This window comes from Moraxella haemolytica, assembly GCF_030177935.1.
Taxonomy (GTDB): Bacteria; Pseudomonadota; Gammaproteobacteria; order Pseudomonadales; family Moraxellaceae; genus Moraxella; species Moraxella haemolytica.
In genome coordinates, this window is the sequence record NZ_CP089974.1 from 130,104 (window position 1) to 142,671 (window position 12,568).

Genomic DNA, 12,568 nt, shown 5'->3' on the forward strand with positions numbered 1-12,568 from the left:
TGCTTGGCGAGGTAATCCATGATGTGTGTTGAGATTGTGGGTTTATCGTTCAAGTTTGGCGAGCAGTCTATTTTTCATGATTTTGATTTCACCTTGCCAAAAGGGCGGTTTACTAGCCTATTGGGTGCATCAGGTGTGGGCAAATCAACCCTTCTTCGCATCATCGCAGGACTTGAGCAGAATTTTACTGGTCGGATAGGTTTTGCTGATGGCATTCAATTATCCTATTTGGCTCAGCACGACTCTTTGTATCCGTGGCTGTCTGTCTTGGACAATGTGCAGTTATCCGCCCATTTGTCAGGACAAAAAACACCGCACACCAAAGAGGAGGCGTTGCTTTTATTAAAAAAAGTCAAGATGGATGCCTATTTACACAAAAAAACCTATGAATTATCAGGTGGACAGCGTCAGCGGGTAGCATTGGCTCGCACTTTGATGATGAAGGCGGATTTGGTGTTGATGGACGAGCCGTTTTCAGCTCTTGATGCGGTAACTCGTCATGAGTTACAGGCTTTATCTTATGACTTACTACAACAAAAAACTGTCTTGCTTATCACCCATGATCCCCAAGAAGCGATTCGTCTAAGCGATGATATTTATGTGCTAAAACAGTCCCCTGCTGTAATTTCTACTAAAATTAGCCCAAGTGGTCGCCCTGTCAGACAACTTGACGATGGTGAGTTTGGTGTATTGCACGCACGACTTTTGAGTGAACTTTCGGTTTAGGGGTGGTGATGAAACTGATTAAAATACCCTTGATTGCACTCATACTCATCTTGTTGTGGCAGTTTGTGGTAAGTATCTTTGAGTTGCCCCGTTATATCCTGCCAAGCCCAATGATGGTGTTGGATACTTTTTTGGTCAATACACCGCTGATTTGGCATCACACCAAGGTTACTTTGCTTGAGATTTTATTGGGTTTGGGGGTTGGTGCTGTCATGGGAGTATGTTCAGCATTGCTTCTTAGTAGTTCAAGGCGAATTTCATCGATTTTGTTGCCATTGCTTGTCATTTCGCAAGCGATTCCCGTATTTGCCATTGCACCGCTTTTGGTGTTGTGGCTTGGTTATGGCATTGCATCTAAGATTGTCATGACTGTGCTTATTATTTATTTTCCAGTAACGACAGCCTGTTTTGATGGGCTTTGCCAAACCCCAAAGGCTTGGCTAGATTTAGCAAAGACTTACCGTATCAGTGCATGGCAGACGCTCTTAAAAGTAAAATTGCCTGCTGCTTTGCCTGCATTGGCGTCAGGACTTAGAATCGCCATCTCTATTGCTCCGATTGGTGCAGTGGTAGGCGAGTGGGTTGGTTCATCTGAAGGGCTAGGATATCTTATGTTACACGCCAACGCCAGAATGCAGGTGGATTTGATGTTTGTGGCATTATTTGTACTATTGATCATTGCGTTGGTGTTGTATTTTGCGGGCGATTGTTTATTAAAACGCCTAATTCCATGGGCGACTCATATGCATTAATCATGTTTGTTTACAACAACCAAAAAGTAAAGGAGTTTTATTGTGATCTCTAAATTTTTATCAGGTGTGGTGGTACTTGCGATGGTGGGCGTGCTGACAGCTTGCACTCCCAATAAGGATAAACAAGCAGATACCGCCATGCCAAGCACCCAAAAAGTATCACTGCTACTTGATTGGTTTGCCAATCCCAATCATGCCGCCATTATCGTTGCTAGGCAAAAAGGCTATTTTGATGATCAGGGTTTGGAGGTAGAAATTATTGAGCCTGCCGACCCATCTATGCCGCCGAAGCTTGTGGCAGCCCAAAAAGCAGACATCGCCATTGATTATCAGCCACAGCTTCAACAGCAAGTTGCAGAAGGTCTGCCTTTGGTAAGAATTGGTACGGTCATCGACTCGCCATTAAACAGTCTGGTGGTATTAAAAGAGAGTGGTATTTCTAATCTTGCCGATCTAAAGGGTAAAAAGATTGGTTATTCAGTCAGTGGTTTTGAAGAGCTTTTGTTAAAAACCATGTTGGCTTCTGCCAGTCTTGATGCAAAAGATGTTGAATTGGTTAATGTTAATTGGTCTTTATCGCCATCATTACTTAGTGGTCAGACAGATGCGGTGATTGGTTCGCTTCGCAACTTTGAACTCAATCAACTAAAACTTGAAAAGCATGAAGGTTTGGCATTCTATCCTGAACAACACGGTGTGCCTGCTTATGATGAGCTGATTTTTGTCGCTCATAAGCAACGCATTCAAGAAGAGAAACTGGCTCGTTTTATGACGGCCATTCAGCAGGCGACAGACTTCATCAAGACCAATCCAGATGAAGCATGGAAATTGTTCGTTTCTTATAAGCCAAACGAGTTGGGTAATGAATTAAATCGTCTGGCGTGGACAGATACTTTGCCACATTTAGCGGATAATCCAAAGGTGTTAGACAAAGCGCGCTACGAGACGATGGCGAATTTTATGCAACAACAAGGTCTAACTAAGTCTCTACCTGATGTTAGTGAATATACGGTCGAGCTGCCATGATGAATGGGATAATTGAGTAATGGTTTGATAAAATGCGACTTGCTAGGAAGTTGGTGCATCCTTATAAATTTCTATCAAAATTGGTTTAAAGTTCATAAAAATTTTGGTAGCATAAGCACCTAATTTTTAAAAAGCGATGTGTCATGACTAATCATGCCCAAAAAAAAGCTCTCTATCCTGGTACTTTTGACCCCATAACTAATGGTCATGTGGATCTTGTCAAGCGAGCATTAAGATTGTTTGATGAGGTGGTCATTGCCGTAGCATTCGCTCACCATAAAAAACCTTTGTTTAGTTTTGATGAGCGAGTGGCATTGGTGGAGTCAGTTTTTGATGGCGATCCAAGGATTTCTGTAGTGGGTTTTGAGGGACTCTTGGTGGATTTTGCTAAAGAGCAAGGAGTTCAAGCAGTCATTCGTGGACTTAGGGCAGTGTCAGATTTTGAATATGAATTTGGTTTGGCGAACATGAATCGCAGTTTAGATGAGAATTTTGAAGCGGTATTTTTAACGCCATCTCAAGAGTATTCATTCGTTTCATCAACTTTGGTGCGTGAGGTAGCAAAGTTGGGTGGTGATGTTTCAAAATTTGTGCCACCTTGTGTCTTGGCAGGTTTTGAACAGAAGTTTTTAACAAGATAAGCTGAATTTATGGCATTAAAAATTACACAAGAGTGCATCAATTGTGATGTATGTGAACCTGTATGTCCAAACGAGGCAATATCAGCAGGCGATGACATTTATGTCATTGACCCTAATTTGTGTACTGAATGTGTTGGGCATTTTGATACACCCCAGTGCGTGGATATCTGTCCTGTAGACTGTATCCCAAAAGACCTTGATCACTTTGAAGACCAGATGGCATTGTTGCAAAAATTTCATAGAATAACAGGACAATCAGCCTAAACTGTGCTATAATAGCCACTTGGCAAACCAGACAATCGCCACTTCTATATAGAAGGGGAGGAAAGTCCGGGCTACATAGGGCAGAGTGCTAGCTAACGGCTAGGGGGCGAAAGCCTACGACCAGTGCAACAGAGAGCAGACCGCCTATATTTATATGGGTAAGGGTGAAAGGGTGTGGTAAGAGCACACCGCATGACTGGCAACAGTTCATGGCATGGTAAACTCCACTCGTAGCAAGACCAAATAGGTGTCCAACGAGTTGCCCGCTTGGGACACGGGTAGGTTGCTTGAGCGTATTAGCGATGATACGCCTAGATGAATGATTGTCCACGACAGAACCCGGCTTATCGGTTTGCCCGCTTTTTTAATTTCTGAAATATTTTAAAAATATTTAAGAAATTGCAAAAATCAGCATTGACAGCAGTTAAAATTATCTGTATAATTTACACCCTGTAATGGCGATGTAGCTCAGCTGGTTAGAGCGCACGACTCATAATCGTGAGGTCAAGAGTTCAAGTCTCTTCATCGCCACCAATTACAAATGATAATAATTAAAATTTTTTCAAAAAATACTTGACTTAATTTTAATATATTATATAATGTTATCTCAGCTAACGAACAAGCCTTTTTAATCTGAAAATTGTCATTAAAAAAAACTTTAAAATTTTTAAAAAAAGCTTGACACCAAATAAAAACAGCGTATAATACGCACTCATTCGCTGGACGACAACGAATGACACTATTTAAAATCCAAACTAAAGAACAACTTGTGTGGATTTTTGCTAATACAAGATAATACAAAAATTATCATTTATCAAGCAAAAATACTCAAAGTTAATTCATTTACACGATGAGCAAATTTGCTAGTAATAAATGAGCCAAGATTGACCCACTTAATGGGTTACTTAGAAAGATTAAACTGAAGAGTTTGATCATGGCTCAGATTGAACGCTGGCGGCAGGCTTAACACATGCAAGTCGAACGATGACGCTCTAGCTTGCTAGAGAAGATTAGTGGCGAACGGGTGAGTAATGCTTAGGAATCTGCCTAGTAGTGGGGGATAACGTAGGGAAACTTACGCTAATACCGCATACGTCTTACGAGAGAAAGGGGGCTTTTAGCTCTCGCTATTAGATGAGCCTAAGTCGGATTAGCTAGTTGGTGGGGTAAAGGCCTACCAAGGCGACGATCTGTAGCTGGTCTGAGAGGATGATCAGCCACACTGGGACTGAGACACGGCCCAGACTCCTACGGGAGGCAGCAGTGGGGAATATTGGACAATGGGCGAAAGCCTGATCCAGCCATGCCGCGTGTGTGAAGAAGGCCTTTTGGTTGTAAAGCACTTTAAGTGGGGAGGAAAAGCTAGTTGCTAATACCAGCTAGCCCTGACGTTACCCACAGAATAAGCACCGGCTAACTCTGTGCCAGCAGCCGCGGTAATACAGAGGGTGCAAGCGTTAATCGGAATTACTGGGCGTAAAGCGAGCGTAGGTGGCTGCTTAAGTCAGATGTGAAATCCCCGGGCTTAACTTGGGAACTGCATCTGATACTGGGTGGCTAGAGTAGGTGAGAGGGAAGTAGAATTCCAGGTGTAGCGGTGAAATGCGTAGAGATCTGGAGGAATACCGATGGCGAAGGCAGCTTCCTGGCATCATACTGACACTGAGGTTCGAAAGCGTGGGTAGCAAACAGGATTAGATACCCTGGTAGTCCACGCCGTAAACGATGTCTACCAGTCGTTGGGTCTCTTGAAGACTTAGTGACGCAGTTAACGCAATAAGTAGACCGCCTGGGGAGTACGGCCGCAAGGTTAAAACTCAAATGAATTGACGGGGGCCCGCACAAGCGGTGGAGCATGTGGTTTAATTCGATGCAACGCGAAGAACCTTACCTGGTCTTGACATACAGAGAATTCGCTAGAGATAGCTTAGTGCCTTCGGGAACTCTGATACAGGTGCTGCATGGCTGTCGTCAGCTCGTGTCGTGAGATGTTGGGTTAAGTCCCGCAACGAGCGCAACCCTTTTCCTTAGTTACCAGCGATTTAAGTCGGGAACTCTAAGGATACTGCCAGTGACAAACTGGAGGAAGGCGGGGACGACGTCAAGTCATCATGGCCCTTACGACCAGGGCTACACACGTGCTACAATGGTTGGTACAAAGGGTTGCTACACAGCGATGTGATGCTAATCTCAAAAAGCCAATCGTAGTCCGGATTGGAGTCTGCAACTCGACTCCATGAAGTCGGAATCGCTAGTAATCGCAGATCAGAATGCTGCGGTGAATACGTTCCCGGGCCTTGTACACACCGCCCGTCACACCATGGGAGTTGATCTCACCAGAAGTGGTTAGCCTAACGCAAGAGGGCGATCACCACGGTGGGGTCGATGACTGGGGTGAAGTCGTAACAAGGTAGCCGTAGGGGAACCTGCGGCTGGATCACCTCCTTAACGATATTATCTGATTAGCAAGAATTCACAACAAGTTGTTCTTTAGTAAGATGTTTAAAACGGGTCTATAGCTCAGTTGGTTAGAGCACCGTGTTGATAACGCGGGGGTCATAAGTTCAAGTCTTATTAGACCCACCATATTGGGGTTATAGCTCAGTTGGTAGAGCGCCTGCCTTGCACGCAGGAGGTCAGGAGTTCGACTCTCCTTAACTCCACCATATTTAAACATCAAAAGCATACATAAGCAATTTGATAAGAGATTTCTTATTTATGCTTTAACTTTATGAACTGACGAAGTTCATATCATTATTTAACAACGAAAATATGAGTCTGGGTTAATTATTTAATTCCAACAAATAATTAACCATTCCAATCACACTCCACTTCTTTTATAGAAGGTGATTGGATAAAGTAAAGAGAACTGAATCAAGCGTAAACATAGGTAAATCGTTACACATTACCCATAAGACCCCTTGGGGTTGTATGGTCAAGTAATGAAGTGCACATGGTGGATGCCTTGGCAGTCAGAGGCGATGAAAGACGTGATAGCCTGCGATAAGCGTCGGTGAGGTGGCAATATCCTGTGACCCGGCGATTTCTGAATGGGGAAACCCACTTATCATAAGATAGGTATTCTATTCTTTGGATAGAAGGCAAACCGGGAGAAGTGAAACATCTCAGTACCCCGAGGAAAAGACATCAATTGAGATTCCCCAAGTAGCGGCGAGCGAACGGGGAGGAGCCGATCAAATTTACAGTAGCAAAATGGCGTGGGAAAGCCAACCATAGTAGGTGATAGTCCTGTATGCGAAACTGTTTATGAGACATATTAAGTAGGGCGAGACACGTGAAATCTTGTCTGAAGATGGGGGGACCATCCTCCAAGGCTAAATACTCCTGACTGACCGATAGTGAACCAGTACCGTGAGGGAAAGGCGAAAAGAACCCCTGTTAGGGGAGTGAAATAGAACCTGAAACCGTGTGCATACAAGCAGTCGGAGCGGACTTGTTCCGTGACGGCGTACCTTTTGTATAATGGGTCAGCGACTTATATTCTGTAGCAAGGTTAACCGTTTAGGGGAGCCGTAGGGAAACCGAGTCTTAATAGGGCGTCTTAGTTGCAGGGTATAGACCCGAAACCGAGTGATCTATCCATGAGCAGGTTGAAAGTGCCGTAACAGGCACCGGAGGACCGAACCCACTGTCGTTGAAAAGCCAGGGGATGACTTGTGGATAGGGGTGAAAGGCTAATCAAACTCGGTGATAGCTGGTTCTCCCCGAAAGCTATTTAGGTAGCGCCTCGGACGAATACCATTGGGGGTAGAGCACTGTTTCGGCTAGGGGGTCACACCGACTTACCAAACCGATGCAAACTCCGAATACCGATGAGTACTATCCGGGAGACAGACGGCGGGTGCTAACGTCCGTCGTCAAGAGGGAAACAACCCAGACCGCCAGCTAAGGCCCCAAATTCCTAGTTAAGTGGGAAACGATGTGGGAAGGCACAGACAGCTAGGATGTTGGCTTAGAAGCAGCCATCATTTAAAGAAAGCGTAATAGCTCACTAGTCGAGTCGGCCTGCGCGGAAGATGTAACGGGGCTCAAACTAGGAGCCGAAGCTGCGGATTTAATTGTTTCAATTAAGTGGTAGGGGAGCGTTGTGTAAGCCTGTGAAGGTGTATCGTAAGGTATGCTGGAGGTATCACAAGAGCGAATGCTGACGTGAGTAACGACAATGCGAGTGAAAAGCTCGCACGCCGGAAGACCAAGGGTTCCAGTCCAACGTTAATCGGGGCTGGGTGAGTCGACCCCTAAGGCGAGGCCGAAAGGCGTAGTCGATGGGAAATTGGTTAATATTCCAATACTTGTTTATGATGCGATGGAGGGACGGAGAAGGTTATGTCAGCCTGGCGTTGGTTGTCCAGGTGGAAGGATGTAGGTAGGTTTAGTAGGCAAATCCGCTAGACTATTACTGAGATCTGATAGCAAGCCAGTTTACTGGCAAAGTGGCAAATACCATGCTTCCAGGAAAAGCTTCTAAGCGATAGTCATAAACAAATCGTACCCGAAACCGACACAGGTGGTCAGGTAGAGAATACCAAGGCGCTTGAGAGAACTCTGCTGAAGGAACTAGGCAAAATGGTACCGTAACTTCGGGAGAAGGTACGCTGCCGATGGTGATAAGACTTGCTCTTTGAGCTGTTGGCAGTCGCAGATACCAGGCTGCTGCAACTGTTTATTAAAAACACAGCACTCTGCAAACACGAAAGTGGACGTATAGGGTGTGATGCCTGCCCGGTGCTGGAAGGTTAATTGATGGGGTTAGCGTAAGCGAAGCTCTTGATCGAAGCCCCAGTAAACGGCGGCCGTAACTATAACGGTCCTAAGGTAGCGAAATTCCTTGTCGGGTAAGTTCCGACCTGCACGAATGGCATAATGATGGCAGCGCTGTCTCCAGCAGAGACTCAGTGAAATCGAAATCGCAGTGAAGATGCTGTGTACCCGCGGCTAGACGGAAAGACCCCGTGAACCTTTACTACAGCTTTACATTGAACTTTGACCTAACTTGTGTAGGATAGGTGGGAGGCTTTGAAGTGGTGACGCCAGTTGCCATGGAGCCAACCTTGAAATACCACCCTGGTTATGTTGGGGTTCTAACTTAGATATAACAGTATCGAGGACAATGTATGGTGGGTAGTTTGACTGGGGCGGTCTCCTCCTAAAGAGTAACGGAGGAGTACGAAGGTGCGCTCAGAACGGTCGGAAATCGTTCAAAGAGTATAAAGGCAAAAGCGCGCTTAACTGCGAGACCCACAAGTCGAGCAGGTACGAAAGTAGGTCTTAGTGATCCGGTGGTTCTGTATGGAAGGGCCATCGCTCAACGGATAAAAGGTACTCTGGGGATAACAGGCTGATACCGCCCAAGAGTTCATATCGACGGCGGTGTTTGGCACCTCGATGTCGGCTCATCTCATCCTGGGGCTGAAGCAGGTCCCAAGGGTATGGCTGTTCGCCATTTAAAGAGGTACGCGAGCTGGGTTTAGAACGTCGTGAGACAGTTCGGTCCCTATCTACCGTGGGCGTTGGAAATTTGAGAGGATCTGCTCCTAGTACGAGAGGACCAGAGTGGACGAACCTCTGGTGTTCCGGTTGTTTCGCCAGAAGCATTGCCGGGTAGCTACGTTCGGATGGGATAACCGCTGAAAGCATCTAAGCGGGAAGCCCACCTCAAGATAAGATTTCCCTAAAGAGCCGTTGTAGACTACGACGTTGATAGGTTGGGTGTGGAAGCATGGTGACATGTGTAGCTAACCAATACTAATTGCTCGTTTGGCTTGACCATACAACACCCAAGTGGTTTAAAACCATTTCATGTGTTGTATAAGTAAGTGTAAAGATTTTACCTAACAAGCTTGAATCAATCTTGAATAAAAATAAAAAAACAGACTCATACAGCGTTGTTAATCCTTTTACGCTGACGACAATAGCAAGATGGAACCACCTGATCCCTTCCCGAACTCAGAAGTGAAATGTCTTAGCGCCGATGGTAGTGTGGTTCGCCCATGTGAGAGTAGGTCATCGTCAGCACCTTATTTCAAACCCCTCACATTGGAAAATGTGGGGGGTTTATGTTTGGGGGGTTGACTGAATAATTTCATCTCTTATCTTTGAATTGTCTGTGCTTTTTTGAATAAAAACTGCTACAATACCCTGTTATTATTTTTTGTTTTGTGACCCATCTTACTCATGACAGATCTTACTCATATCCGTAATTTTTCAATCATTGCTCACATTGACCATGGTAAAAGTACACTTGCCGACCGCTTCATTCAGGTGTGTGGCGGACTTTCTGAAAGGGAAATGCAAGCTCAAGTCTTAGATAGTATGGACATTGAGCGAGAGCGAGGCATTACCATTAAGGCCCAGTCGGTTACTTTGTATTATAATCACCCAAATGGTGAGCAGTACCAATTAAATTTTATTGATACGCCAGGCCATGTGGATTTTAGTTATGAGGTTTCTCGTTCGTTAGCGGCCTGTGAAGGTGCATTATTGGTGGTAGATGCTGCTCAAGGTGTTGAAGCACAGAGTGTAGCGAACTGTTATACAGCAGTTGAGCAAGGGCTTGAGGTGCTGCCTGTGCTGAATAAAATTGATTTACCTCAGGTTGAGCCTGAACGAGTGATTGAAGAGATTGAGGATATCATTGGTATTGAGGCGGTAGAAGCACCTCGAGTATCAGCGAAAACAGGTCTTGGTATTGATGAGTTGCTACAAACTTTAGTGGAAACCATTCCTGCACCAACAGGCGATAGAGATGCTCCTTTGCAGGCTTTGATTATTGATTCTTGGTTTGATAATTATTTGGGTGTGGTATCGCTAGTGCGTGTGCGTGAAGGTGAGGTGCGTACAGGCGACCGTATTTTTGTTAAATCAACAGGTGAAAACCACTTGGTAACTTCTATTGGTGTATTTACGCCAAAACGCTTGGAGACGGGTGTGTTAAAGGCGGGCGAAGTTGGTTTTATTATCGCAGGCATTAAAGACATTCAAGGTGCACCTGTGGGCGATACCATCACTTTGGCTAAGACCCCTGAGGTGGAGAATATTCCTGGCTTCCAGAAGGTAACACCGCAAGTTTATGCGGGTATGTTTCCGATTGATTCAAGTGATTTTGAAAAATTTCGTGAGGCTTTACAAAAGCTACAAATCAATGATGCAGCCTTATTCTTTGAACCTGATACTTCAGATGCTTTGGGTTTTGGATTTCGTTGTGGCTTTTTGGGTATGCTACACATGGAGATTATCCAAGAGCGATTGGAGCGAGAGTATGACCTTGATTTGATTACCACTGCACCATCGGTCATCTATGAGGTGGTTAAGAAAAATGGCGATGTTGTCTATGTTGACAACCCATCTCGTCTACCTGATGTGGGCGTGATAGCTGAATTTCGTGAACCGATTGCCAGATGTCATATCCTTGTTCCACAAGAGTATCTGGGCAATGTCATTACTCTTGCTATCGAACGCCGAGGCGTGCAGGTGGACATGAAATTTATGGCTCGCCAAGTACAAGTAATCTTTGATATCCCAATGGGCGAGGTTGTGATGGATTTTTTTGATAAATTAAAATCTGCTTCTCGTGGTTTTGCGTCGCTAGATTATGGTTTTGAGCGTTATCAAGCAGATAAATTGTCTCGTGTTGATGTGCTGATTAATGGTGAGAAGGTTGATGCTCTTGCCATGATCTGCCATCAAGAACATGCACGCCGTCGTGGCGGTCAGCTGGTTGAGAAGATGAAGGAGTTGATTCCACGCCAGATGTTTGATGTGGCGATTCAGGCCGCCATTGGTAGTCAGATTATTGCTCGCTCCACTGTTAAGGCAATGCGTAAAGATGTTCTTGCTAAGTGTTACGGTGGCGATGTCAGTCGTAAGAAAAAACTGCTTGAAAAACAAAAAGCAGGCAAAAAACGCATGAAGCAAGTAGGCTCTGTAGAAATTCCGCAAGAAGCATTTTTGGCAGTGCTAAAAGTTGATAGTTAATATGATTTGTGAATTTTGGTTGATTAATAAAGTTGGGGTGTTGTTGTGAATTTTGACATCAATTTAATACTGGTACCAGTAACCATCGTCTTTTTATTGGTGTGGTTGGTGGATAAATTTGTCCTAAAACAACATCAAGTCATTAAGTTGTCGGACAAAAAATTAAGGCAGGCACAAAAACAGCTTAATGAAGCTAAGCAAGTCTTGCACGGCCGTTTAAAAGAGCATGGGCTGTCAGATGATATTGATGTATTGGTGCCAACACAAACCACGCCCCATGAAGTGATGCAGGCACACAATTCTTATCAGCGTGCTAAGCAAGAGCTTTTGTTGGCTCAAGTGGATAAAGAGGGGCAGTCTGAGAACTTCTTGGTGCGTTGGGCGTACGAATTCTTACCAATCTTATTGTTGATTGTAATTGTGCGTTCTTTTGTTATTGAGCCATTTACCATTCCATCAAGCTCAATGGTACCAACCTTGCATACAGGTGATTTTGTGGTGGTTGATAAGTCATCCTATGGGCTTCGCCTGCCTATTACCCACACCAAAATCTTAAATACAGGCAGTCCAGAGCGTGGCGATGTGGCGGTATTCCGCTATCCTTTAGAACCAAATATGTACTACATCAAACGAGTGATTGGTCTACCAGGCGATACAGTGTCTTATAAAGATGGAAATTTGTCTGTTAATGGCGAACAGGTTGCTACTAAGAAAGTTGAGCATGGGATTGATGATGAACTTTTAAATATCTTGATGCCTAAGCAGATTCAAAATTATGTGCTAAGCGATGATGAGCGTGCTAGACTGGGGCGTGAAGAAGAAAAATTTGCTCATTATTATCAAGAGTCGTTGGGCGAGCATCGCTATTTGGTGCGTTATCTGGGTGATTTAAACTCATCATCACAAGGTGATTTTCTAAAAGAAGTAGCACCTGAGGTCATCGCTTCAGAGGGTAAAGAATGGTCAATTCAAGTGCCAGCAAATCAATACTTTGTATTGGGAGATAACCGAGACAGCAGCAAAGATTCTCGTTATTGGGGTTTTGTGCCAGAGGAGAATTTATCAGGTAAGGCGACTTATATTTGGATGCATAAAAAGCCTGGATTGAATTTACCAAGTTTTTCTCGAGTGGGTGCGATCGATTGATAATATGGATTGTTAGGA

General features: G+C 44.5%; 7 protein-coding genes, 3 tRNA genes, 3 rRNA genes and 1 other RNA gene. All 14 read left to right on the forward strand.

Annotation, left to right across the window (positions count from 1 at the left end; all coding sequences use genetic code 11):
* Nucleotides 1-18: 18 nt before the first annotated feature.
* The 14 genes from LU276_RS00535 to lepB all read left to right on the forward strand — a co-directional run bounded on the left by LU276_RS00535 (nucleotide 19) and on the right by lepB (nucleotide 12,550).
* A complete protein-coding gene (locus LU276_RS00535) occupies nucleotides 19-726 on the forward strand; it encodes an ABC transporter ATP-binding protein (protein ID WP_284673773.1) in 708 nt (235 codons plus the stop codon).
* A gap of 8 nt (nucleotides 727-734) precedes the next feature.
* Nucleotides 735-1,478, forward strand: coding sequence for an ABC transporter permease (locus LU276_RS00540; RefSeq protein ID WP_284673774.1), 744 nt, complete (start codon nucleotides 735-737; stop codon nucleotides 1,476-1,478).
* A gap of 42 nt (nucleotides 1,479-1,520) precedes the next feature.
* A complete protein-coding gene (locus LU276_RS00545) occupies nucleotides 1,521-2,504 on the forward strand; it encodes an ABC transporter substrate-binding protein (RefSeq protein ID WP_284673775.1) in 984 nt (327 codons plus the stop codon).
* Nucleotides 2,505-2,647: 143 nt separating this feature from the next.
* Nucleotides 2,648-3,145: a pantetheine-phosphate adenylyltransferase gene (gene coaD, locus LU276_RS00550; protein ID WP_284673776.1), complete on the forward strand. Its 498-nt coding sequence runs from the start codon at nucleotides 2,648-2,650 to the stop codon at nucleotides 3,143-3,145.
* Nucleotides 3,146-3,154: 9 nt separating this feature from the next.
* Nucleotides 3,155-3,409 (forward strand): YfhL family 4Fe-4S dicluster ferredoxin, encoded by a 255-nt coding sequence (locus LU276_RS00555; RefSeq protein ID WP_284673777.1) that lies wholly within the window; start codon nucleotides 3,155-3,157, stop codon nucleotides 3,407-3,409.
* Nucleotides 3,410-3,428: 19 nt separating this feature from the next.
* Nucleotides 3,429-3,772: RNase P RNA component class A (rnpB, locus tag LU276_RS00560), an RNA gene on the forward strand.
* Nucleotides 3,773-3,866: 94 nt separating this feature from the next.
* Nucleotides 3,867-3,943 (forward strand) — tRNA-Met (locus LU276_RS00565).
* 382 nt (nucleotides 3,944-4,325) lie between these two features.
* Nucleotides 4,326-5,857 (forward strand): 16S ribosomal RNA (locus LU276_RS00570).
* Nucleotides 5,858-5,918: 61 nt separating this feature from the next.
* A tRNA-Ile gene (locus LU276_RS00575) sits at nucleotides 5,919-5,995 on the forward strand.
* Between the two features lie 4 nt (nucleotides 5,996-5,999).
* A tRNA-Ala gene (locus LU276_RS00580) sits at nucleotides 6,000-6,075 on the forward strand.
* A gap of 267 nt (nucleotides 6,076-6,342) precedes the next feature.
* Nucleotides 6,343-9,200 (forward strand): 23S ribosomal RNA (locus LU276_RS00585).
* Nucleotides 9,201-9,331: 131 nt separating this feature from the next.
* A 5S ribosomal RNA gene (rrf, locus tag LU276_RS00590) occupies nucleotides 9,332-9,445 on the forward strand.
* The 16S, 23S and 5S rRNA genes sit together here with 3 tRNA genes alongside, the layout of an rRNA operon.
* 159 nt (nucleotides 9,446-9,604) lie before the next feature.
* Nucleotides 9,605-11,404 carry a translation elongation factor 4 gene (gene lepA / locus LU276_RS00595; RefSeq protein WP_284673778.1) on the forward strand — a complete coding sequence of 600 codons (1,800 nt, stop codon included), beginning with the start codon at nucleotides 9,605-9,607 and terminating at the stop codon, nucleotides 11,402-11,404.
* 45 nt (nucleotides 11,405-11,449) lie between these two features.
* Nucleotides 11,450-12,550, forward strand: a complete 1,101-nt coding sequence (gene lepB / locus LU276_RS00600; RefSeq protein ID WP_284673779.1) for a signal peptidase I — start codon at nucleotides 11,450-11,452, stop codon at nucleotides 12,548-12,550.
* The last annotated feature ends 18 nt before the right edge of the window (nucleotides 12,551-12,568 follow it).

Coding starts and splice junctions, on each gene's coding strand:
- LU276_RS00555 (WP_284673777.1), top strand. CDS start 3,155: ATGGCATTAAAAATTACACAAGAGTGCATCAATTGTGATGTATGTGAA.
- LU276_RS00540 (WP_284673774.1), top strand. CDS start 735: ATGAAACTGATTAAAATACCCTTGATTGCACTCATACTCATCTTGTTG.
- lepA (WP_284673778.1), top strand. CDS start 9,605: ATGACAGATCTTACTCATATCCGTAATTTTTCAATCATTGCTCACATT.
- LU276_RS00535 (WP_284673773.1), top strand. CDS start 19: ATGATGTGTGTTGAGATTGTGGGTTTATCGTTCAAGTTTGGCGAGCAG.
- coaD (WP_284673776.1), top strand. CDS start 2,648: ATGACTAATCATGCCCAAAAAAAAGCTCTCTATCCTGGTACTTTTGAC.